Here is a 23035-nt window from a genome sequence, read left to right as displayed (position 1 = left end):
GTTTTCACCTCAGTGGTTGTACTTGTACCAGACCTGCCGAGCTGCTGCAGTACACCACAACTCCTTGAAAGCCTCTAATTTGTGGAATTCTCTTTCAAGTCCGGCCTTGGCGTTCAAGCAAAACCCTTCGACACACCCCTGGTCAGCCAGCTCATCCAGCAGATTGGATTCGATGAACTCAGCCAGTTCATCGATCCTTTCACGCTCGTAAGCCGGGTCATTGCGCTGAGCGTTCTTCCGCTTGCACATGTACTCCATGACATCCAGAAGCGACATCGTGTCCATTTGCGAATCAGTAAGCATCGGCGGGATATCAGTGCGAGCATCAAACATGATCATTCTCCCCGTCAAAAGCCAAGGATTTGTATGCCTGTAGCGCTTCTTCGACAACCCAGTCCAGCTCTGGCGGAATAATCAGATCAGAACCAATAGATCCCTCGACTTCTTTTCTGAGTTCGACGAAGTTGTAGGCATCCGAGTTGATGGCAATCTCCCGGACTGCTGCGAGGATCTCATCCTTTGTTGCAATCAGCTCAGGGTCGTATTCGATATCGCTCATTTGAAATCTCTCTCTTGTTATTGGGCACTGCTTACACTTTCAATATTAACGTTACCTACCATGCTGCGCTAGTAGACATCCCCAGCAGTTGAGGTATACAACAAAAATAGTTCTACCTCGATTTTCTTTGTTGTCAAACCTGGTTTGGCCCACAGTGGTTGCTGGGTTCGGTATAATAGAGAAAAGCCACACATAATAATAAGAAGAAACCATGGCACTCTCAGATCTCGTGATTCCCTCGCGGCCTATTACAATTACCCAGGCATCCGCTGAAAAGCCGGAAGTGACTATCGATGTGTTTGGCCTGAATACTGAAGACTTCATCTATCTTGTCGATGGTTATCGTGACGCGCTGGGCGCTATTTTTCTGCGTAATGTAAAAGAGTCTCTGGCCGATCCGGATGTGTCGAAAGAGATTTTGATGAGCTTTCCGGGGTTTGCTGCTGCGTGTGTTGCGTGTGCTTGTAAACAGCGTAGTGCTGAAGACTATGTTCGAAACCTGCCTTTTCCAATCCAGCTTGAGTTGCTGGCAACAGTCTTTGCGCTGACATTCCCTAACGGTCTAAAAAAAAGCCTAGACAAGTTGCTGCCGACGATCTTACCCCTGCTCAAAAAGTAGCTCAGTTCGAAGCGGGAAGGAAAAAATCCAAGCCTACCGAAGAACAAGATCCGGAGCAGTTTGCGCTTGTTCTTATTGAGTGTTGCGAACTGCTCTTAGCAAATGGTCATGCTGGGCTGAATCCCTACCAGTACTCAATTAAGCGCCTGTTGCACTTGGTTGCTGTTCATAAAGAGCGTCTGCGTGACCAACTAATTACCCGGATCGTCGCTGACCATATGTCTCGCATTGCAATTGCGACAGGCGACGGGAAAGAGTTCAAGAATCTAATCGACCAATTAAGCCAAAAAGAAGAATAAAACATGGCTGGTAGTACAATTATTCAGCTCGTCCTGCGGGCTCGCGACGACATGTCCAAGGGGCTTGGTAGCGCAGCTGCCAAGATCACCGCACTTATTGCTGCCTTTGCGGGCGCAAGTGCTATCAAAGAAACGGTTGGGCAACTGACTGAGCTAGATGTTGCTGCAAAGCGCCTGCAAGTAAGCGTCGAGGATTTAACGGCTGCTCAGTACGCAGCATTCAAAACAAGTGGCGTCGGTGCGCAGCAGTTCGTAGACGCCCTGGAAGAAGTTCGCATAAAGATTGAGGAGATGAACTCAATTCAATCGGGTGGAGCCATCGACTTTTTCCAAGTCATGAAGACGTCCAGCGAGTCATTTATGAAGTTGAACCCACTGGAACAACTTCAGAAGATCTCTGACACGATGAAGGGTATGTCTTCTAGCGCCCAATTCACATTTCTAGATCAGATTGGGTCAGACAACCTTCGGAACCTCCTCCCTCTATTAGAAGATGGATCGGGCAAGTTTAAAGAGTTGATGGGCCAGGCAAAAGCTGCTGGCTATACGCTCAACAGTCTAGACACGAAGAACGTGCAGCAACTCAGCCGCACCTTCAGTGAGCTGTCCACATCCATCTCGGTAAGCTTTAAGAAAGCGGTTGCTGACGCTGCCCCAGAATTCACTGCTCTGATTCAAATGATGCTTCAAGGCACGACTGACGTGAAGACGGGTGTCGATGAACTTGGCACGTCAGGAAGGGAGCAATTCCGTGGAATCGTGAATGCAGCGGGCCAAGCATTCGCTGCCTTTGGTCGAGTCGGAGACGCCCTGTACGCAGTTTTCTTCGCAATTGCCAAGGGAGCAAGTAACACCGCTGGCGTGTTCGCTCTGGGCTTCGATCAAATCCTGACTTATCTCAGCAAGTTCGTGAACAGCTTCGTGGGCTTCTACCGTCGAGCCTTTGCTGATGTGTTGTCCCTTGTTGGAAACACCTTTGTTCCTGGCATTCAAAGCCTGCTGAACAAGATACCTGGCAGCCTCGCAAGCTCTATGTCGAGCTCCTTGGACAGCGTCAGGAGCTACATCAACAGCTCGATCGCAGACCTCAACCAGCCCGTCAACATCGACCTCGGCGGCGGCATCTTCAAAGACTTCGCTGCGCAGGCTGGCCAGGCATCTCAAGTGCTCGACAAGCTCGGCCAGGAAGCCGTCAAAGCCACCCTAACTGGCGTTGGTGGAATCAGCGGTGCGATCTCGTCTGCAACAAACAAACTGCTCGATGCCGGCGCAGCCATTGAGGCTCAAAACAAAGCGCTAGTTGATCAAGACGCAGCACGGGCGAAGCTCGGCATCAGCAAGGGAGGTGATGCCAAAAACTCACTGACAAATACCCAAACTGCAGCAACCCTCGCAGCAACCCAGGCGAAGCTCCAAGCTGATCTGGCAAAGATGGAAATCGACAAAACCATCGAGTCGATCCAAACCCGCCAGCAGCTCGAAAACAAAGCCCTCGACGCCCGCGCAACCGCTGAAAAACTGACCGCTGGTGAGATCGCTGACGCCAGGCTCAACATAGATTTGAAAGCAAACCGGGAGATCAGCGACCAGCGCAAAGCCAGCATGGGCGAAGATCTGAAAGTGCTACAGGTGCAGCTCGCGGCTCAGAAAAAGGTGTTAGGTCAGTCGACCATTGATTCGGAGCGGGGCACGGCCCTGGGTGCTATCGCTGACCTTGAAGCGCAGATCGTGTTGAAGCGCCAGGAGCAGGTAAACCTGACGTCTCAGCTGGCGAACCAGGAGGCACTGCTGAAGGCTGACAGGGCTTCGGCGCTTGCGGATTCCCAGGCTCAGGTGCAAGCCATCAAGGATCAGCTTGAAGTCGATTTGCTGCGAATCCGTGGCTCCGGTTACAAAGCCGATCTGCTTGAGATTGAGCGTGAATTCGCGGATACCAAACGCATTCTTGAGGCCATGGGTGAAGACTCAACTGCTGCCCAGGAGCTCGTGGCCGCGAAGAAAGCTAAGGTCGAGTTGGATGAAATTGACCGGCAATACGCTGCACTGAAGCGGAAGCTTGAGAACAATAAGATCAGCTCCAAGGATTACTTGAGCCAGGTGAGCGCCCTGGGTGAGCGTGGGCAAAAAGCTGCGGAGACCACTGGCAACGAAGCCGATGTTGATCGCACCAAGGACAGCTTGGAGGCGGCGAAATCTGAGGTCTTTAGCTTCGATAAAACTTGGAAGGATCTGCAGTCTTCGATGAGCTCAGGGTTGGGTGATGCCTTCACCAGCATCGTCAATGGCTCTAAGAGCGCTAAAGAGGCATTTGCAGATATGGGCAGCGCCATGATCTCAACGATCCTGCAGGTCATCGCTCAGCTCATGGTTCAGTACGCGATTCAAAGCATGTTGGGGATGGTTAGCGGTGGGTCTTCATCAGCAATTGGCGCTGTCGCAGGTGGCGTAAAACACGACGGAGGCATGATTGGCTCTGGCGGTGGACGTAGCCGGTCTGTGCCGGGCTGGCTATTTGGCGGGGCCATGAAGTTCCACACAGGCGGGATTATTGGGCTCAAGCCGAACGAAGTGCCAATCATCGCTGAAAAGGGAGAAGAAATGCTGACTGCCAATGACCCTCGTCATCGCAACAACTTGGGTAAGGGCTCCAGTAGTTCTGGCAGTGATCAACCCCGCTTAACGATCAACAACATGATCGATGCACCGAGCATTGCCAGTGCTATGGAAGGCCCAGACGGCGAGAGAGTGATTATGAACGTCGTTCGAGCAAATCGCTCTGAAATTAAACAGATGTAAATGCTATAATAAATAAAAAGGCCTATTAGAATAACACCATGGCTATCTACACTTTCACTGCTGCATCACACACCGATTTTGTGACCAAACTCCTTGCCAATTGCCAGGCTGAGGGGTGGGTTGTTGAGTCGGATCAGGCTGCTTTTAAGGTCTTGCGAGTGCCTGCAGGTGGGTACGTTGCGCTGCTGATTGACGGCGTTAATGTCGAGCTGCAGGCGTTCCGGTCGTTCGATCCTAGGCGTGGGATTGGCGATCAGATAGGTGCCATAAAAACTCCTGTCGGTGGGTATCAGCTGCCTCGGGTGCCACTTCATGATCAGAGCTTTCAGGTTTGGCTGTCTGTGTCGGAAAGGCGCCTGGCTGGGGTCTGTCGGATCTCCAATTCCTATCACAGTTTTTATCTGGGGCTTTTGCTGCCGTTTGCGAATACTGAGAGCTATCCGTTTCCGTGTTTTGCTGGGGGCTCCGGGGATGCTGATCTCTGGTCTTCTACGGCTTCCACTACATCTGGATTCCCATGGTATGGCGGGACTGCTAGGCCTCCGAGGGTTTGCCTACCTGGTGGTGGCTGGCAGGCGGTAGCCAAAAACGACTCTGGTGACAGCCTCAGTTTCACACCGAATTATGGGTATGACCTGGGCTACGTATGGCCGTTTGACGGAGGCGTGGGTGGTCTTGGTAAGACTCTTGCCGGCGACCATGTCTTGTACAACGCAATGGTGGTTTCGGGCGCTCCTGCAACCGGGGAAGGTGTCGATGATGGCCTGTGGTGCGGGTACCTGGACGGTGTTTTCGCAGTGAGCAACGTCGGCGCCTCGGCTGAGTCAGTCATCACGATCGGCTCTGACCAATATCTCCTTGTCCCGAACATCTTCAGGGGCTCCCAATACTTCGCTCTGAGGCTCGCATGAAATATCAGACAGGCTCTTTTGCGGGCTCCGAAAACCTCCTGCAGCTCGTGAGAGAGAAGCTTTTTGCTGAGGGCTGGATCGTCGACCTGCATGCATACGTCGACAGTGCTGACACCCGCTTCGGGAAACGTCTGCACTTGCATAAAGGGGCCACTTACATCGCTTTGCGCAGCTTCGATGACTACGACCCGACCGGCGCTCGCTGGAGCAGTGGGTACGGAAAGTCAGGCGTCGACATGCGCATCAGTACTGGCTTTGATGGTGGCTTGTCTTGGTTTCAACAGCCTGGCTACTCCAACAATGGCCGGTACGTTCGCGCCGGGTCGTCAGGCACTTACCATCTGTTCACTGCTGAGGCGCGGGTGCTGCTGATTTCTGAATTTGAAAATGGGCGCTACAGCCATGCCTTCTTTGGCGATGCACCTGTCATCGTTTCTGGGACTGGCGGGAGCGTCCTGACGGGGATGGAATACGCAGCTGGTGATGGTAAGACGTTGCCATTCGACCACTCTGGCTCCGCCACATCGCTGTGGGTTTCTAAGGCTGATTACAGTGGCTGGCTGTATTCGTACCAAGACTCCGGGGCGAGGGGTTTTGCATCTGGTCTGTCAGGTGGTAGTGGCGTGCGGGTTCCCAATTTCAGTCCTTCATCTCCAGGGCAGATCGGGACGATAGGCAGCAGCGCTCGGAGCTCAAATCGACTGAATGGTTTGTCTGCATTGATGCCTGTGTACACGTACGTTCTGAATGACGGTGCGTGGTCTCCATTCGCTGAATTCGATGATCTGTACTTCGTGAATTGCGACCTCATGACCGCTGGCCAGGATTACGTTGTGGGCGACCAGACCTTCAAGACTTTTCCGTTCTTTGGGAAGGAAATTCCGGCTGTCCGCATCCAGCCGTACTTCGGCTTGGGATTCGCGGTGAAAGTCGATGCCTAAGATCTCGCCTGGATTCCTGACCATTGAAGCGAGTGAGCCTGGCTACTGTGGCTATGAGTTTTCGCTCGTTCCGAAGCAGGTAAGTGCTAGAGCTGGGGTGCGCGGTGAGTACGGATATGTCGGATACGCTGGCCTGAATCTGGTACATCAGGGGCTTGAGGCGGGAACATGGGGAGACGTGTTTTTCGACAATGTATTCGTATCCCCACCAGTGATTGATGCGGGACTAATCACTGGCGGAGAGTCGTTCGAGTTTTCGATTTGGCATTCGTATCGTTCCAGCCTGCAGCTGGCCGGGGTTACTGAATCTGGAGCTGATGGTATCGACCTGGATGGCATTCGTTCTGGTCGAGTGGACTCTTTCGTTTCTTCATCGTACTCAGTTTTTCTTAACCAAGCATCTGGTGACCTGGGCTACAGAGCCTCTTTTGATTTCGGGCAGGCAGGCTCATACAGCTTCCAACTCTCAGCGACGATGGCTATTGTTTTGCATTTCCCAATCGACTGGAGCATGCAGCCAGAGCTACGGCAGAGCTACTTGACGGAGACCATCGAGACCTGGAGTGGCGCTGAGCAGAGGATTTCTCTTCGTGATCAACCTCGACTGTCAGCGACCTACCAGTTTGGCTTGACTGATGCGGATCAGTACCTTTTCGGCAACTTCGTAGGAAATTTTTCAGGCAAGCATCTCGTGCCGCTTTGGCCATATCAGTCCGAGCTCGCAGCGCCAGTTTCGAGGTTTGATAGCAAAGCCACGGTGACCGATCTGAGCGCATGGGTCGTGCCTGGCTGCCGGGTCATGTTGTCTGACGCTGATATGTGGGAGATCTGCCTCGTTGCGTCAGTTGCCGGGCCGGAGGTGGCCTTCAGTGATTTGGTTAAGAAAAACTATCGAAGCGGCGCTCGCCTTGTGCCTGTAAGTCAGGCCTGGATCAATGATGAGGTCTCGTCCGTCGCTCACGGAATGAATGTCGAAGTGACAGGAGCATCGTTCGATTTCGACGAAGTCGAGCTGCTTCGCCCGGCGCCTGTTGACGACTTCAGTATCTTTAATGATCGGCGAGTACTAGATATTAGGCCCGACCGATCCAGGGACTGCACTCTTCAGTACAAGCGTCTCCGTGAAACCCTTGATCCCAGCATCGGGGCACGATACATCCATGATCGTATCCAGGGTGCCATTAAGTACCTGCAATTTAGCTGGAGATTCTTCGACCCAAAATCCCGGAAGCGATTTGATGACTTTGCTGAACTTGAGCGTGGCGCCCAGGGCGAGTTCTACATCGAAAGCCCTCTAGTTGCTATGCATCTGGTCAAGGATATAGAAGCCCCGACACTTGAGATAACCATTGCTGAAGCCAACTATAAAAACTTTCTAAAGTCCAACACCTTTGCACCTGCTATCGCACTCAAGTTGTATAATGGAACTGTGCTATATCGAAACGTCGACAGTGCGATCCAGGGCCAGGACAGAACCGAAGTGGTTACGCTTCAGGAACCGGTAAATGAAATCAGGATGGAAGATGTCGAGTATATAGCGCCTCTATTTCTTGGTCGTTTCGAGTCGGATGAGTTCGCTCACATTTTCGATACGCCCTCTGACAGCTCAATCACAAAAATAATAAAGCAGCTGATCTATGTTGACTCTGAAATCGATCGAGAGGTCACTCTCACTTAACAAGCCGGTCGAGCTATATCTGTTCGAATTCGGCTCGCAGTTCTTTGCGTATACGTCTGGCTCTAGGCCACACCTTCACACTGATGGTGTTGTCTATGAACCCTTGGCAATGAAACGCGGCAAAGTCCAGAGAACAGCAGAAGACTACAAAAACCAACTAACCATTGATCTTCCTGGTGACTCGCCAGTCCCTTTGCTGTTCCGATCGCACCTGCCCGCTAAGCACGTAAATCTCAAAATTTTCAGATCCCAGCGCGACGACAAGAGCCTGTACGTCAACGTATTCGCAGGAGAAGTGAGCGCCGTAGCTTGGAACAACTCAATTGCGACCCTCACGTGCAACCCTGCCAGCGCTTTGCTTCGGCGTCAGATTCTGCGTTTCGGGTATCAAAGCCAATGTAACCATCACCTGTACGATGACCTCTGCACCCTGGACATAACGCAATACCAAGAAACCCAGACAGTTCTGAAAGTCGAAGGCGGCGGCGCCAAGATCTTTCTTTCAGCACTAAACCATGAGGCTGAATATTACCTGGCAGGTCTTGTCTCGTTTGACGAAACTGACTATCGAATGATCCTGGAAGTAGATCCTGAAGAAAATTCAGTGACGATGATCTCCGGGATGGACTCATTATCAGCAGGTAGCCAAGTCAAACTTGCAAAAGGCTGTGATCGCTCTGCTAAGTCCTGTCAATCTTTCAACAACTTTGACAACTTCTCAGGATGCCTGACGATTCCTGACGAAAACCCATTCCTATAAAACTAAGAAGAAACCCAATGGGCGCATTAGCCATTTTCCAAATCATCATGATGGTTATTGCCGTCGCAATGATGTTTATTAGCAGCAAAGTAAAAGATGACCGCAAACCTGCTGGGTTAGAGGATTTTACTTTCCCGACTGCAGCGGAGAGACCAATTCAAGTTCTGTACGGGACTCGAAAGCTTGGGGGTGCAAACGTTCTCTGGTACGGAGATCTCCGCTCAAAAGAAATTGCTAAGAAAGTGAAATCAGGCTTCTCGTCAAAAAAGATGACGATTGGCTATAAGTACTTTATGGGTGTCCAGTTGGGCATTTGCCATGGCCCTGACGTAACGCTTAAAGAGGTTTGGTTTGACGACGACAAGGCTTGGTCAGGCCGAGTCTCGTCTGGCTCTTTCACCATCAACAAGCCAGACCTGTTCGGTGGTGAAGAGAGCGGTGGCGGTGTCCAGGGCACGGTCAGTTTTTACAGCGGGGGTCTGCTCCAAAAGGCAAATGCGTACCTTCAGCGTGTAGTGGGTGTCGATCTTGTGTCTGGGCTGCGAGGTGTGTGCTACGCAGTGCTAGAACAGTTCTACATTGGCAATACTGAAACGCCCGCCAAGGTCTCCTTCGTCTGCAGCAGATTCCCCAAATCACCCGCTGGCAATACAGCTCTGGAGGTGATCGGTGATGACGCAAACCCGGCTTATGTCATCCATGAATTCCTGACTGACAAACGTTTCGGCGCATCGATTTCGAGCTCAATGGTAGACCTGCCGACGATCGAAGCATGTGCCCAAGCTCTGTACGAAGAGGGCTACGGAGTCAGTGGTGCTGTGGACTCTGCGAAGCAGGCTTCGTCAGTGATCGATGACATTCTGAAAGTCATCAATGGCTCGCTCGTAACCGACGCCGGCAGCGGCAAATTGAAGCTCAAATTGGCTCGCGAAGACTACACAATCGCTGACCTGCCGGCGCTAGACGCAAGCAACATCAAAGGCATCAGCAACTTCAATCGCGGTTCGTTAGACACGGCGGTCAACGAAGTAAAAATCAAGTACATGTCCATAGCGGATGGCTTCACCGAGCGCACGGCAACGGCTCAAAACTTGGGGCTGCGAATCCACAAAGGCGATAGCGACGGCGTCAGCTACGACTTCATGTCCATCTCCTCTGGAGCACTGGCTGCTAAGGTCGCGCAGCGAGAGCTCAGACCGCTTTCGGTGCCGCTGGCCAGCTGTATCGTCGAGTGCAACCGCTCGATGTACGACATTGAAATGCTCGACGTAGTGACATTGGATTGGCCACCCCTTAACGTCTCTGGGTTGGTCATGAGGGTCATGTCTGTCGATGTCGGCAGCCTCAATGACAGCTCCATAAAATTGACGCTCACACAGGACGTTTTCGGTGTTCAAAATACCGTCTATGCGGATGGCGGCGAGCGCACTTGGACAAAGCCAGTGTTCGAGCCGACCGACCCTGTGAGCGTCCAAGTCGTCGAAGCACCAGCAATCTTCAACGAGACCGCAGGCCTGACCCGAGCGTTGATGGTGCTAGCAGAACAGCCAACCGCTGGCCAAGACTTCAAGCTAATAAGCCGCCAGGGCACAGAGTCCTGGAGTGATCAGGGCGTCTATCCGTTCACCCCAGTTTTCCAGCTCAAGGAGTCTCTGTCTGCCAGCCCTGCAACCGTGGCCACCGGCCCGATCATCAGCGGCGACATCAGCCTCCTGGACAACTACAGCCAGAACGAAAATCGCGAAGCCCTGGGCATCCTGTACGTGAACGGTGAATGGCTCAGCTACGAGACTTTCACGATCCTGACCAGCAGCACAGCTCAGCTCAAAAACGTCAGGCGAGCTCTCTTCGGCAGCACCGCAAAAGCACACCTCGTCAGCACGAAAGTCTGGGCCGTCTCCGAAGGCTATGGCATCACTCAAGGACAGTTCACCGCAGGCTCGGCGGTGTACCTAAAGACGCTCGTCAAAACTCAAACCCGTCGCCAAACCGAGCCCGAAGCAACAGAGCGATTCTTTGTCGTCAAAGGCATCAATGACCAGGTGTTCCCGCCTGCGAGAGTGCAGGTGAATGGTGTAGGGGGTGGGGAGATTTCCGGGGTTGCTGAGATTACCTGGCGGTACCGTAGCGGGGCTGCGCAGGAGGTCGCTTTTTACACTGACGATCGTGACCAGGCCTTCACCGGCACCGTTTCTATTGGCGTTTGGTCTGGGGGCGTGAAGGTTGAACAGGTGGACAATTTGACTGGGAATAGCTGGAGGTTTGAGGGCGAGGCCAGTAGTAATGGCGGGGTGTTACGAGACGAGCTGGAGATCAGGGTTAGTACCTACAGCTCGGGGGCTAGCTCAGATCCAGTCGTCGTCAGCGTTACTCGATCTGCGTTGCCCTGAGCTTGGTTATTTTCGTTACGGAGAAATCATTAGAATCCCCGCAGCGCGGGGATTTTTGATTACTTGAGCTTGGCCTGAAGCATGTTGAACATCGCTTTTTTGGCTCTGGACACAAACTCATCCTCAGTTTCGCCAGACTTGGGAAGACCTATCTCGCCTTCCAGCTCGCCAAGGAATTCTCTATCGGTGACGAGCTTTGCTGCCCCTTCGGCAAATTCAGTAGCCTTGGATGCTCCGAAAGCTGTGCCCAGGATAGCCACTGCTGAATCCCTTACTCCAGCTTGCGTCCTTACTGCCAGTGACTCAGAAGCTGGCTCTGTGGAATCTGCTTTGCCATGAACGATATCTGCCAAAGATTTCATTGAGCTGCCCCGGCGTTGGCTTTGAAGAACTCACGGAAGGCCTTATCCATCAAGTCGACGAAAGCCTGGCAAATAGAGTCTCTTTGATCTTGCGATAGAGAAGACCAAATTTGTGAAATGGTACTCCAGATTTTGAATAGGATATCAAGCATGTGTCTCTCCCTGTTGTGCCGATACTAGGTCACCGTATCGGCAAAGTATGTGAATACTTGAGGTGTCTCACACTAGACGCCAATTTCACCTGGGATCGGCTCAAACCAGTTGGCTTTCGTTTCGTGAAGAACATCGACAAGCTCAACTGCATCACAGCCATCCCTCGGCTTAAGTGTGAATGTCATAGGGAAATTTGGTCTGATATTTCCACTTATCGGATGTATGACAATTTTCGTGAATTTACCTGCACCTTCAATCGCGTGAGGCTGTTGCGGCAGTGCTTGAATGCCAGGTGCACCTTCTATCCATGCATACACCTGGTCAACGCTGTTTCTGACCAAAAACATAAACTTCGGATTTGATTCCTGGAGATGTGACGCTTTAACAGTGATCTTCAGCTCTGTCTCTGGCGCGCCCGTCACCTCATAAGTCAGATTTGAAAAAGCAGCGTGCTTAGGAGTGAATTCGGGTTTTCCTGAAATTCGATCTTTGATCTGCTGGATAGTCGTATCTATACCATTTCGATGCATGTCGATATAAGCTTTGTCCATTACGATTGCTGGCAAAGCAACTCCGTCGACTCGCACTGGGACGAAGGTGATCTTACCTTTAGCGGCTTGATGCAATGCGCTCTGCCATTCCAAACCGACCATTCCGCTATTCAGGCTGTTTTCAGTGACAAAGAAAAAGAAGAAGTCGGGGGACGCGAGGCCATCATTCATTTTGCCAATGATGCTGTCCCCTGGCTGGATCGACCAGTCATCGTAGAAAACGGACTCTTGGCCGTAGATCTTCATCAGCTCAACAGCGACAGGCTCTACAACCGGCTTGTCTTGGTAGTTATGACTCAAAAATATGGTAGGCATGGCACATCTCCCTTGTGTCGAATCGCTAATCCTACACCGAGTGATGGCCAGTTGACTGCTAGTGATTCACGGCCAGTATGGGATCCTTCTCCCACGCCTCCGTCAAATCTCGTTCCTGCTCGACCTGCGGCAGTGAAGTCCACCCCGAACGCAGCTGGTAGTAGGGCTCGCCTGGCTTTTTGTCTTCAAATTCGAAATTGGCGCGGATTCCGAACAGTGCCAGCAGGATGGCCATGATTAGCTTGATCGTGGCTTCGAGCTCTTTTTGGTTTTGTACTGCGATGCTGAGACGGATGGCTCGACGATTGCGGGCGCGGAGGACGAGATAGAAAATTCGGACTCGCTTTTCGCGTTCGCTATCTCTTCGAGCAGCTTCTGCCTCAAGGCGGTGAAAGGTTTCGGGGTCATATTGGATACCCTCCTGGGTGGTGAGTTTTTGGAATGTAAGGCGGCTTCGCTTGAGCTTTCTGCCTGAGATGACTGTGCCCTGGTACTCGTATGCAATCCCCGTGGGCTGGCCATCGTTGTTTTTGTTGAAGTGCACGTAGACCCGCTGCTGGCGCAGGAGCTGGATGAGCATGAACATGTCGCCTTGGGCCTGTTGAGTGGCTTCGACGGCGCCTGCGATCTTCGCGATCATTCTGTGCTTGAGAGGGATCGTCCCTTCGCGCTCAGCGGCTTCCAAGGCGTTCCTGGAAATTGCGGTTCCCCAGGTTTCCGTAGGCGATGGGGCTTTGCTTAGGCCGAAGTGATCCTCAATCCTGGAGGTGGAGTCACAGCTGCGGGAGCGCTCGTTGCTGTCCCTCACCATGCTGAACTCTTCATCCAGGCGAATGCGGTTTGCGACGATATGGACATGCTCGTGATCGGTATCACCATGAAGAACAGCGACCCACTTGTTCGTCTCATCAAAGCCGAGGTCGGACAGGTACATCTCGATCGCTGCGCGCCATTGATCGTCGTCCAGATGCTCTCCAGAAGGTAAGGCCAGGATTGCGTGCCATACAGGCTTGATAACCCGGTCGCTGTCGATGGCGTTGTTTCTCAGCTTCTCAACAGAATCAAATTCGGCAATCATCCCTTCAACGTCAATCTTGTCGTGGCCATGGCGAAGTGGATTAGGAGAAAAGCAATTACGCCCGATTGTTCTGATTGTTGTAAGGGCATGCTCATGCTTTCGAAGTCCGAAGATATATTCGATTCGGTTGCGAAATGAACCGATGCCCTTGTCTGTGATTTTTCCAATCATCTTATTATTCTCCAATGCCCAGCAGGCGATTATTTACTTCAAATAACTCCTGGATAACTTGCTCAGGGTCTTCGCCTTTATTGATCAGGCCAGCTATCCGTTGCAGTTCCAAGGAAAGTTGGATATGAGCCAGGGGAATGCGCACCTTACCTGGGACTTTGGAGCAGATCAGGAAGTCGCGAACGAAAGCGCCTGCGGCTTGGTAGCCGGCTTCTTCACACTTGCCCTCAATGATCTCTCGCTCTTTTGCACTCAAGCGGATGATAAGCGGTTTATCTCGGCGTTTGGCAGCATCAAGTGTTGGTCTGCCTTTCTTGTTATTGTTTTTCACGCGCAACCTCCGAAGGAGAGTGAGCAGCATTAAATGTCTATCATAGACACAACTGGCCACCCGTCTATATATGCTTATTATGCAAATGGAGCACAGGCTGGTGGAAGGTTTTTTTGAAAAAAGTTATTGTCTTTTTTGGCTTTGAAAGTGCCTGAAATGGCAACTTGAATACCAGCGTTGGCAACAGAAGTGCCTCAAATGGCCCGATATACTTCCAACTTCGCACTATGTCAATGCGGCATATCATGGTCGTTACTCCCGTCGAGTGCGAACTGGGCGGGATGTCGCTGTACTGGAGTGCGAAATCATGAAAAGTCGCAGGCTAGGAGAGCGAAATGCCCCTGAGTCGCTAACCGTGGCTGCGATAGACCGTCATGTCGCAGATGACCGGAGTGAAGCGCGGCTGTGTCGCACTCGTGTTGAGCGGCACCAGGTACTCTCTCAGGAGATGTATGGGTAGTGCCAGTCTGGAGTGCCACGTATTGGACGCACATAGTGACCATCAGCAGTGCCAGCGACTGGACTGATGCAGAGCCGTGGGAGCGAAAGGGGGCGGTTAGGGGGACGTGAGGGATGCGATGAGTGGTTCTGAAATTGCACACTGAGTGCACACGGGATAGCTTGTAGATCTACGTGAGGCCAGTAAAATCAGGGCTTTCAGGCTGTTTTGTCGATCCCATCCATCATCGGTGCAACGCTGAAGCGGCGGGAGGGTGCAGGGCGGCTGGTCAGCGGCGTTGTGGAGGCTTCGAGAGGCATTTTTAGGTACGCGTAATGTGCTGGTTCGGAGCGCTTGAGGACGCGGTCCAAATCAGCCTTGGAAATTGAGGCCTCAGATTGTACCAGAGTGACGGCGTTGACCCGCAGAACACGATGTCCACGCCCCAGGTGCAGGTTGATTGCCTACAGGATTGTGGCAATCGCCAATCACAGCCTGGGCGCATGGGCACTAGCCAGCCTTGGCCTGACCCCCCTCCAGACCGCTCCTGAACCGCAAGCAGATCCGCGTGCCCTGGGTCGTGAGGTTGTGCAAGCTGGCCTCGCCACCAAACCGCTCCATGATCTGCCGGACCATCACCAAGCCAATCCCCAGGCGACCTTGCTTGGTGCTGTAGAACGGCTTGAACGCCATCATCTCTTGCTGGCGGCTCAGGCCTTGCCCGGAGTCGTCGATGCACAGCAGCAACTGGTCTTCATCCAGCCGAGCAAGGGTCAACACCAGCTTGCCGCCCTCTGGCATGGCTTCGATGGCATTGGCCAGCACGCTGTTGAGCAATTGGCCAAGCAACAGCGCGTTGCTCAACACTGGCGGCGCGCTGTCTGGATTGAAGACGGCTTCGATTCGCGCTTGGCGCAGCTGCGATTCGAACGTGCCCAGGGCCGTGCGCACGGCGCCAACCAGGTCCACCGGCTCGGGTTCGCCGCGCAGGGGGCGTAAACACAGCAGCAGATCATGCAACCACCCCGACATGCGGTCGACCTGGCTGATGATGTCGGTGATGTTGCCGGTCGCGGGTTGGCCGGGCACCACCTGGGCCAGCTCGGCGCTGCTGCGAATGCTTGCCAGGGGATTGCGCAGGCTGTGGGCGACGGCGGTGGACATCTCTACCAAGCCGCCGTAGGTCTTGTTCGCCACCAGTTGATCCTGCTGCGAGGCGAGCAAGCGCGAGGCGCGCCAGACGATCCAGAACAGGCCGAAATAGATAGTCAGCCCGCCGAGCGCAGTGGCGGCCCAGATCAGCTTGTGGCCGCGGTCGATCCGCTCGATCAGGTCGACCGGCTCTTTGTAGATCTCGACCATGGCCAGCACCTTGCCTTGGTCGTCGACCAGGGGGATGTAGTTCTCGACGAAGAACATCTTCGGCGCACGTACGAATTGCTGCTCGGTGCGGCCGGGCTCGACCTCGTTGTAGCGCGCGCTGACCTGGCCATGCGAGGCGAAGGCTTGTTCCAGGGCTGAATCTTCATGCACCTGGCGGCCGATCAGCGCCGGGTTGGTCGACCAGATCACCTTGCGCTCGGGGGAGAAGATGCTGGCCAGCAGCACGTCGGGCAGGTGCGCCAGGTGGTCGAGGAACTCCGAGCGGGCGCGTTCGCGGTTCTTGCCGGTTTCGCCGGTGAGCATGCCGTACTGGGTCGAGGCCAGCACGTCGCCCATCTTCATGCCATCCAGGTCGTGGTGGCGGATCTCGCCGAAGGCCATCGACTGGATGAACTGCGCCGACAGCAAGGCATCGCGCTCCAGGCTTTCATTGACCAGAAACCGCGTCGACAGCGAAGCCAGGCCGATCGCCACGGCGCTGATGATGACGAAGCTGATCAGCGAGAAGCGCCGCATGAGGTTGAATGGCTCGACCGGTCCCGGCTGGGAGAACCGTCGGCGGATGGGCGCGAGCCAGGCTGACAAGGATGGCATCGGGAGACCCCAGGTCGAGAGTTGGGTGGTGCAGGCCCGACGGCAGGGGCGCGCGGGACTGATGGCATTTAGTACCTAGTCTAGGTGCATACCGGCGCAGTGAGGGGATTGCTTGCGGGGTAGAGCAGCCGGTTTAACCACCTCGCAGCAACATCGTGAAAAACCAGGACAACGCCCGACACATTGTCCGGTGCTGCGCCGATTTAAGCGCTGCCATAGTTATTCAAGGGTGGCGCTGGTTGCATGTGCACACAGGCAGGCTGCCGTTGGTCGCTCGAATCCGCTGGAAGGTGGATTCGCTTTCTATTTTGTACGATGATTTTCGTATTGGCAGGGATGGCTATGAAAAATGGGTTCAGGAAGGCCCGGCACGATGTGATCGCTGCGCTGCAGTCCGGTAACTACCTGCATGTTGCGCGTGGCGATATCGAGGTGAAAAACCTGCTAGCGATGGGCGAGGTTACGGCTGAGGTGCTCATTCGCGTTATTCGCTCCTGCAGCGGCGTCCATCACCACTGCAGCCCTCACCACGCCGTGCCGGCCATCGATGTGCACGTGCTCAAGCGCCTGGGGTGGTACATCAAGTTTTATTTCATCGAGCCAGATACCTGGTTCGTCAGTGTTCATCAGTGAGTAACAGATCATGAAGATCTTCTTCGAAGGCGACACCGGCAAGGCGCTCTGTGAGCAGTGCCAGGCACTGGTGCAGATGCGCTATGTGCGTCGCGACGTGCCGTTCAGCGATAGCCAAGGCCAGGCCAAGGACGTGCTGGTGGGGGTATGCCTGGGCTGCGATAGCGTGGTCGCGATCCCGCCGCAATCCACGCCGGCGATTCGCGAGGCGCGCAAGCAGCAGCTCAAGTCGATCGAGGCGCGCCTGCCGGCGGTCTATCTGGATGTACTGGACGCGGCTATGCATGCCGTGAGCAACGATGCGGGGGCCAGCCTGCGCAAGCTGTTCCTCGGCTACTATTTTCATGCTTTGGCTCACGCCCAAGGCGCGGCGGGGCTGCCGGCGGCGCATGCGACGTTCAGTGGTGCGCTGGAGCAGCAACTGCACATGCGTGCACTCGCAACACCAGCGGCCACGCGGCGGCTGTCGATGAAGGTCAATGCCCATGTGGCCCAGGATTACCTGGCGTTGCTGCAGGCCACCCAGATGAGCCAGACAGAGCTGCTCAAGGCCGTGATCGCGCGTATTCAGGCCGATGTACTCGAAGCGCGCGACCCTGCGGTGATCGGCGACTTGCAGCGTCTGGTGCACTTGGCCATTTGAAGTTACCCAGCGGCTGGCTTTGCAAATCGGCCTTGGCGAGTGGCCAGGTCGGTTTCAGGATACGCCTGGTCGTTCGCACGCAACCCCCAGGCGACAGGAGTGCCATGCTGTGAGGATGCCCTTGGACCAGTGCACGTAGATGCACGGCCGCGGGCAAGGAGGTGCCCGCAGACTACGCGCCCGTGACGTGGCCGGTGCACCGCAGCAGAACACGCCGGAGCCAGGCCTGCCCACGTGTAGCCTGGTCCGTGATGCCGAGGTCCGCTGTATGCCTGATCCGACCCTTGAACTGCCCGTGATCCAGCGTGTGCTGGATCACCACCGCGACACCCCCGGTGCGCTGTTGCCGATACTCCATGCTATCCAGGCTGGCAGCGGCTACATCCCCGATGCCGCCGTACCTGAGATCGCCCATGCCCTCAACCTGAGCCAGGCCGAAGTGCGCGGGGTGATCAGCTTCTACCACGACTTCCGCACTTCGCCGCCAGCGCGCCACACCTTGCGCCTGTGCCGGGCCGAATCCTGCCAGAGCCGTGGCGCCGAGGCGCTGGCCGCGCAACTGCGTGAACAGCTGGGGCTTGATGATCACGGCACCAGCGCCGATGGCGCCGTCAGCCTGCGCCCGGTCTATTGCCTGGGCGCTTGCGCTTGCTCGCCAGCGCTGGAACTCGATGGCCAGGTGCATGCCCGGCTTACCCCTGAGCGCCTGCGTACGCTGGTTGACGGCTGCCTGCAGGAGGCCAAGCCATGCTGAAGCTGTTTATCCCCTGCGACTCGGTCGCCCGTGCGGTCGGCGCCGATCATTTGGCCGCAGCCCTGGCCGCTGAGGCTGAGCGTCGGCAAATTGCGCTGCAGATCCTGCGCACCAGCTCGCGTGGCCTGTACTGGCTGGAGCCGCTGGTCGAGCTGGAAAGCGCCGCTGGCCGCTTGGGCTTCGGCCCGGTGGCGGTCGAGGATACGGCCTCGCTGCTCGATGCCCTGGCTACCGATCCCGCCAGCCATCCGCTGGCACTGGGTTTGGTCGAGCAGATTCCATATTTAAAGACGCAACAGCGCCTGCTGTTCGCCCGTGCCGGCATTACTCGGCCATTGTCGCTGGATGACTACCGCAGCCATGGCGGTTTTGACGGGCTGGCCAAGGCGGCGCTGATGGATGGCGCGGATGTCGTCGCTGCGGTGCTCGACTCCGGCCTGCGCGGGCGTGGCGGCGCGGCGTTTCCGGCGGGGATCAAGTGGCGCACCGTACGCGATGCCCCGGCAGGGCAGAAGTACGTGGTGTGCAACGCCGACGAGGGCGACTCCGGCACTTTCGCCGACCGCATGCTGATGGAGGGCGACCCGTTCCTGTTGATCGAAGGCATGATCATCGCTGGCCTGGCGGTGGGGGCGAGCAAGGGCTACATCTATGTGCGCTCGGAATACCCGGACTCGGTTCGGGCGCTGAACGAGGCAGTGCTGCTCGCCCGTGAAGCGGGTTATCTGGACGCCACTGGCAGCGGCGTGGCCTTCGACCTGGAGGTGCGGGTGGGGGCTGGCGCCTACATTTGCGGTGAGGAAACCGCGCTGCTCGAATCGCTCGAAGGCAAGCGCGGGATCGTCCGCGCCAAGCCGCCACTGCCGGCGCTCGAAGGCCTGTTCGGCCAGCCGACCCTGGTGCATAACGTGCTCACCCTGGCCTCGGTGCCGATCATTCTGGCCAAGGGCGCGCCGTTCTACCGCGACTTTGGCATGGGCCGTTCGCTGGGTACCTTGCCGTTTCAGCTGGCGGGGAACGTCCGCCAGGGTGGGTTGGTCGAGCGCGCGTTTGGCCTGACCCTGCGCGAACTGGTCGAGGGCTATGGCGGCGGCACGGCCAGTGGCCGGCCACTGAAGGCTGCGCAGGTCGGTGGCCCATTGGGCGCCTGGGTGCCGCCAAGCCAGTTCGACACACCGCTGGACTACGAGGCCTTCGCCGCCCTCGGCGCGATGATTGGCCATGGCGGAGTCGTGGTCGCCGATGACACCCTGAACATGGCCGGCATGGCGCGTTTTGCCATGCAGTTCTGCGCCGAGGAATCGTGCGGCAAATGCACCCCGTGTCGGATCGGCTCGACCCGGGGCGTGGAGGTGGTCGAGCGCTTGATCGCCAGCAGCGACCCGGCCTATCGCCAAGAGCAGGCCGACCTGCTGCGTGACCTGTGCGACACCCTGCAGTACGGCTCGCTGTGCGCCATGGGCGGGATGACTTCGTATCCTGTGGCCAGCGCTCTCAAGCATTTCCCTGCCGACTTCGGTCTGGCCAGCCCGGAGGCCGCGCAATGATCAATTTCTTCGACCCCGCCAGTGACATCGACCTGGGCACCCCTGCGCGTGATAGCGAGGTACAGGTCAGCCTGAATATCGATGGCCGCGCGATCAGCGTGCCTGCCGGCACCTCGGTGATGCGCGCTGCGGCGCTACTGGGTACCAGCATCCCCAAACTGTGCGCCACCGACAGCCTGGAAGCGTTTGGCTCGTGCCGCATGTGCATGGTGGAAATCGACGGCATGCGCGGCTATCCCGCCTCGTGCACCACGCCGGTCAGCGAAGGCATGGTGGTGCGCACGCAAACCGCGCGCCTGGCTGACCTGCGGCGCAACGTCATGGAACTGTACATCTCAGACCACCCGCTGGACTGCCTGACCTGCTCGGCCAACGGCAACTGCGAGCTGCAGAGCGTGGCCGGCCAGGTCGGCTTGCGCGAGGTGCGTTATGGCTATGCCGGTGACAATCACCTGGCCGAAGCCAAGGATGTTTCCAACCCCTACTTCGACTACGAGCCAAGCAAGTGCATCGTCTGCAGCCGCTGCGTGCGCGCTTGCGAAGACATCCAGGGCACGTTCGCCCTGACTATCAGCGGACGCGGCTTCGACTCGCGAGTGGCAGCGGCGGGTGGCGACAACTTCCTCAATTCCGAGTGCGTGTCTTGTGGGGCGTGTGTGCAGGCCTGTCCGACCGCGACCCTGACCGAGAAGAGCCTGGTGCAGATCGGCCAGCCGGAGCGGGCAGTGATCACCACGTGCGCCTATTGCGGCGTGGGCTGCTCGTTCCGTGCCGAGATGAAGGGCGATCAGCTGGTGCGCATGGTGCCGGACAAGAACGGCGGCGCCAACCATGGCCATGCCTGCGTCAAGGGCCGCTTCGCCTGGGGCTATGCGACCCACCCCGATCGCATCACCACGCCAATGATCCGCAAGCACATCGACGACCCTTGGCAAGAGGTCAGCTGGGACGAGGCGGTCAGCTATGCGGCCAGCGAGCTGCGCCGCATCCAGCTCAAGTACGGGCGCGATTCGATTGGCGGGATCACTTCCAGCCGCTGCACCAACGAAGAGGCCTACCTGGTGCAAAAGTTGGTGCGTACCGCCTTTGGCAACAACAACGTCGATACCTGTGCGCGGGTCTGTCATTCGCCCACCGGCTACGGCCTTAAGCAGACCTTGGGCGAGTCGGCTGGCACGCAAAGCTTCGACTCGGTGATGCTGGCCGACGTGATCCTGGTGATCGGCGCCAACCCCACCGATGCCCATCCGGTGTTCGGCTCGCAACTCAAGCGGCGCCTGCGCCAAGGCGCCAAACTGATCGTCATCGACCCACGGCGTATCGATCTGGTCGACTCGCCGCATGCACGCGCCGAACTGCACCTGCAATTGCGCCCAGGTACCAACGTGGCCATGCTCAACGCCTTGGCCCATGTGATCGTCACGGAAGGGCTGCTCGATCAGGGCTTCGTCGATAGTCGCTGCGAAGCGGCGGAATTTGCCCGCTGGCGCGACTTCGTCAGCCTGGCGGATAACGCCCCTGAAGCGCTCGGGCCGATCTGCGGCGTACCCGCCGAGCAGATCCGCGCTGCTGCCCGGCTGTATGCCAACGGCGCCAATGCGGCCATCTACTACGGGCTGGGCGTTACCGAGCACAGCCAGGGCAGCACCGCGGTGATGGGCATCGCCAACCTGGCCATGGCCACCGGCAACATTGGTCGCGAAGGGGTAGGGGTCAACCCGCTGCGTGGCCAGAACAACGTCCAGGGCTCCTGCGACATGGGCTCGTTCCCGCATGAGCTGCCGGGCTACCGGCACATTTCCAACGAGGGCGTGAGGGCTGAGTTCGAGCAGGCCTGGGGCGTGACCTTGCAGCCCGATCCGGGCCTGCGTATTCCCAACATGTTCGAAGCGGCCTTGGATGGCAGCTTCAAGGCCCTGTACTGCCAGGGCGAGGACATCGCCCAGAGCGACCCCAACACCCAGCACGTCACTGCCGCCTTGCGCGCCATGGAATGCGTGGTGGTGCAGGATATCTTCCTCAACGAGACGGCCAAGTTCGCCCATGTGTTCCTGCCGGGCAGCTCGTTCCTGGAAAAAGACGGCACCTTCACCAACGCCGAACGGCGTATCTCACGGGTGCGCAAAGTTATGGAGCCGCTGGCTGGCAAGGCGGATTGGGAAGCAACCGTGGCCCTGGCCAACGCCTTGGGCTACCCGATGGACTACCGCCACCCGTCAGAGATCATGGATGAAATCGCCCGCCTGACGCCGACCTTCCACCGCGTCAGCTACGCCGAGATCGATCGCCACGGCAGCCTGCAATGGCCGTGCAACGAGGCCGCGCCCGACGGCACCCCGACCATGCACATCGGCCAGTTCGTGCGTGGCAAGGGACGCTTCATGCTCACCGGTTACGTGCCCACCGACGAGAAGGTCAACAGCCGCTATCCGCTGTTGCTGACCACCGGGCGCATCCTCAGCCAGTACAACGTCGGCGCCCAGACCCGGCGCACCGGTAACGTCGCCTGGCACGCCCAGGACCGCCTTGAGATCCACCCAAGCGATGCTGAAAGCCGCGGCATCGTCGAGGGTGATTGGGTCGGCATCGGTAGCCGCGCCGGGCAAACCGTGCTGCGTGCGCAGGTCACTAGCCGGGTCGCGCCGGGGGTGGTGTACACCACCTTCCACTTCCCCGAGTCGGGCGCCAACGTGATCACCACCGACAACTCCGACTGGGCCACCAACTGCCCCGAGTACAAAGTCACGGCGGTGGAAGTGGTGCGCGTGTCGCAGCCTTCGGCCTGGCAGCAGCGCTATCAGGCGTTCAGTGACGAACAACGGCGCTTGCTCAAGGAGCGCCGCCACAGCGACCAACCGGAGACTGCCGAGGTGCGCCGATGAGCGTCGACAATCTGATCAAGATGGCCAACCAGATCGCCCATTACTTCGACAGCGAGCCAGACCGCGCCCTGGCGGTGCAAGGGGTGAGGCAGCATCTGCACAGCTTCTGGGCCCCGGCGATGCGCCGGCAACTGGTCGAGTGGATGCAGGCCAATCCGGGGGAGGGGATCGATCCGTTGGTGCGCGAGGCGCTGGCTTCAGAGACGGTGGCGGCCTAGGTGTTTGCAGGGTGTCATTGGCGGCCCT

21 protein-coding genes are annotated in these 23035 nt (G+C 56.7%); 12 read left to right on the top strand and 9 right to left on the bottom strand.

Annotated elements, in window-relative coordinates; all coding sequences use genetic code 11:
- Positions 1 to 9: 9 nt before the first annotated feature.
- Positions 10 to 333, bottom strand: a complete 324-nt coding sequence (locus AAZU54_RS08370) for a hypothetical protein (RefSeq protein WP_434726966.1) — start codon at positions 331 to 333, stop codon at positions 10 to 12.
- Positions 326 to 559 (bottom strand): hypothetical protein, encoded by a 234-nt coding sequence (locus AAZU54_RS08365; RefSeq protein WP_434726965.1) that lies wholly within the window; start codon positions 557 to 559, stop codon positions 326 to 328. The genes AAZU54_RS08370 and AAZU54_RS08365 overlap by 8 nt, the downstream gene beginning before the upstream one ends.
- Positions 560 to 770: 211 nt before the next feature.
- Here AAZU54_RS08365 and AAZU54_RS08360 point away from each other — a divergent pair, with 211 nt between their 5' ends.
- Positions 771 to 1178, top strand: a complete 408-nt coding sequence (locus tag AAZU54_RS08360) for a phage pre-tape measure protein (RefSeq protein WP_434726964.1) — start codon at positions 771 to 773, stop codon at positions 1176 to 1178.
- Positions 1179 to 1480: 302 nt separating this feature from the next.
- Positions 1481 to 4273 carry a phage tail tape measure protein gene (locus AAZU54_RS08355; RefSeq protein ID WP_434726963.1) on the top strand — a complete coding sequence of 931 codons (2793 nt, stop codon included), beginning with the start codon at positions 1481 to 1483 and terminating at the stop codon, positions 4271 to 4273.
- Between the two features lie 65 nt (positions 4274 to 4338).
- On the opposite strand, the gene AAZU54_RS08350 is transcribed toward AAZU54_RS08355, so the two are convergent.
- The gene (locus AAZU54_RS08350; RefSeq protein ID WP_434726962.1) at positions 4339 to 4587 is read right to left on the bottom strand and encodes a hypothetical protein; all 249 of its coding nucleotides are present in this window, start codon (positions 4585 to 4587) and stop codon (positions 4339 to 4341) included.
- A gap of 593 nt (positions 4588 to 5180) precedes the next feature.
- Between AAZU54_RS08350 and AAZU54_RS08345 the strand changes: the two genes are divergently transcribed.
- From AAZU54_RS08345 to AAZU54_RS08330, 4 genes are read left to right on the top strand one after another with little or no spacing between them, the layout of a single operon-like run.
- Positions 5181 to 6125 (top strand): hypothetical protein, encoded by a 945-nt coding sequence (locus AAZU54_RS08345; protein ID WP_434726961.1) that lies wholly within the window; start codon positions 5181 to 5183, stop codon positions 6123 to 6125.
- Positions 6118 to 7803 (top strand): hypothetical protein, encoded by a 1686-nt coding sequence (locus tag AAZU54_RS08340; RefSeq protein ID WP_434726960.1) that lies wholly within the window; start codon positions 6118 to 6120, stop codon positions 7801 to 7803. Before AAZU54_RS08345 ends, AAZU54_RS08340 begins: the two co-directional genes overlap by 8 nt.
- Positions 7763 to 8563 carry a phage BR0599 family protein gene (locus AAZU54_RS08335; RefSeq protein ID WP_434726959.1) on the top strand — a complete coding sequence of 267 codons (801 nt, stop codon included), beginning with the start codon at positions 7763 to 7765 and terminating at the stop codon, positions 8561 to 8563. Before AAZU54_RS08340 ends, AAZU54_RS08335 begins: the two co-directional genes overlap by 41 nt.
- Positions 8564 to 8580: 17 nt before the next feature.
- The gene (locus AAZU54_RS08330; protein ID WP_434726958.1) at positions 8581 to 10953 is read left to right on the top strand and encodes a phage tail protein; all 2373 of its coding nucleotides are present in this window, start codon (positions 8581 to 8583) and stop codon (positions 10951 to 10953) included.
- 59 nt (positions 10954 to 11012) lie between these two features.
- On the opposite strand, the gene AAZU54_RS08325 is transcribed toward AAZU54_RS08330, so the two are convergent.
- From AAZU54_RS08325 to AAZU54_RS08300, 6 genes are all read right to left on the bottom strand, one after another.
- Positions 11013 to 11315 carry a hypothetical protein gene (locus AAZU54_RS08325; RefSeq protein ID WP_434726957.1) on the bottom strand — a complete coding sequence of 101 codons (303 nt, stop codon included), beginning with the start codon at positions 11313 to 11315 and terminating at the stop codon, positions 11013 to 11015.
- Positions 11312 to 11467: a hypothetical protein gene (locus AAZU54_RS08320; protein ID WP_179179357.1), complete on the bottom strand. Its 156-nt coding sequence runs from the start codon at positions 11465 to 11467 to the stop codon at positions 11312 to 11314. The genes AAZU54_RS08325 and AAZU54_RS08320 overlap by 4 nt, the downstream gene beginning before the upstream one ends.
- 72 nt (positions 11468 to 11539) lie before the next feature.
- Positions 11540 to 12334, bottom strand: a complete 795-nt coding sequence (locus tag AAZU54_RS08315; RefSeq protein ID WP_434726956.1) for a toll/interleukin-1 receptor domain-containing protein — start codon at positions 12332 to 12334, stop codon at positions 11540 to 11542.
- A gap of 58 nt (positions 12335 to 12392) precedes the next feature.
- Positions 12393 to 13583 (bottom strand): relaxase/mobilization nuclease domain-containing protein, encoded by a 1191-nt coding sequence (locus AAZU54_RS08310; RefSeq protein WP_434726955.1) that lies wholly within the window; start codon positions 13581 to 13583, stop codon positions 12393 to 12395.
- A 4-nt stretch (positions 13584 to 13587) separates the two neighbouring features.
- Positions 13588 to 13914, bottom strand: coding sequence for a plasmid mobilization protein (locus AAZU54_RS08305; protein WP_434726954.1), 327 nt, complete (start codon positions 13912 to 13914; stop codon positions 13588 to 13590).
- A gap of 949 nt (positions 13915 to 14863) precedes the next feature.
- Positions 14864 to 16330 (bottom strand): sensor histidine kinase, encoded by a 1467-nt coding sequence (locus AAZU54_RS08300; protein WP_434726953.1) that lies wholly within the window; start codon positions 16328 to 16330, stop codon positions 14864 to 14866.
- A gap of 342 nt (positions 16331 to 16672) precedes the next feature.
- Between AAZU54_RS08300 and AAZU54_RS08295 the strand changes: the two genes are divergently transcribed.
- From AAZU54_RS08295 to AAZU54_RS08270, 6 genes are all read left to right on the top strand, one after another.
- Positions 16673 to 16963, top strand: coding sequence for a hypothetical protein (locus AAZU54_RS08295; protein ID WP_186555058.1), 291 nt, complete (start codon positions 16673 to 16675; stop codon positions 16961 to 16963).
- Between the two features lie 10 nt (positions 16964 to 16973).
- The gene (locus AAZU54_RS08290) at positions 16974 to 17606 is read left to right on the top strand and encodes a hypothetical protein (RefSeq protein ID WP_405128792.1); all 633 of its coding nucleotides are present in this window, start codon (positions 16974 to 16976) and stop codon (positions 17604 to 17606) included.
- 268 nt (positions 17607 to 17874) lie between these two features.
- Complete coding sequence (locus AAZU54_RS08285) at positions 17875 to 18360, top strand: formate dehydrogenase subunit gamma (RefSeq protein ID WP_186555056.1); 486 nt, start codon at positions 17875 to 17877, stop codon at positions 18358 to 18360.
- On the top strand, positions 18354 to 19907 hold the full coding sequence (locus AAZU54_RS08280) for a formate dehydrogenase beta subunit (RefSeq protein ID WP_186555055.1): 1554 nt from the start codon (positions 18354 to 18356) through the stop codon (positions 19905 to 19907). Before AAZU54_RS08285 ends, AAZU54_RS08280 begins: the two co-directional genes overlap by 7 nt.
- Positions 19904 to 22789 (top strand): formate dehydrogenase subunit alpha, encoded by a 2886-nt coding sequence (gene fdhF, locus AAZU54_RS08275; RefSeq protein ID WP_434726952.1) that lies wholly within the window; start codon positions 19904 to 19906, stop codon positions 22787 to 22789. Before AAZU54_RS08280 ends, fdhF begins: the two co-directional genes overlap by 4 nt.
- Positions 22786 to 23007, top strand: coding sequence for a formate dehydrogenase subunit delta (locus AAZU54_RS08270; RefSeq protein WP_186555053.1), 222 nt, complete (start codon positions 22786 to 22788; stop codon positions 23005 to 23007). Before fdhF ends, AAZU54_RS08270 begins: the two co-directional genes overlap by 4 nt.
- Positions 23008 to 23035 lie beyond the last annotated feature (28 nt).

Origin of the sequence: Pseudomonas sp. Je.1.5.c (assembly GCF_051129895.1) — a bacterium.
In the GTDB taxonomy this organism is placed as follows: Bacteria; Pseudomonadota; Gammaproteobacteria; order Pseudomonadales; family Pseudomonadaceae; genus Aquipseudomonas; species Aquipseudomonas urmiensis.
Note: the sequence above shows the minus strand (reverse complement) of the source record. Positions and strands in the feature narration are given on the sequence as shown.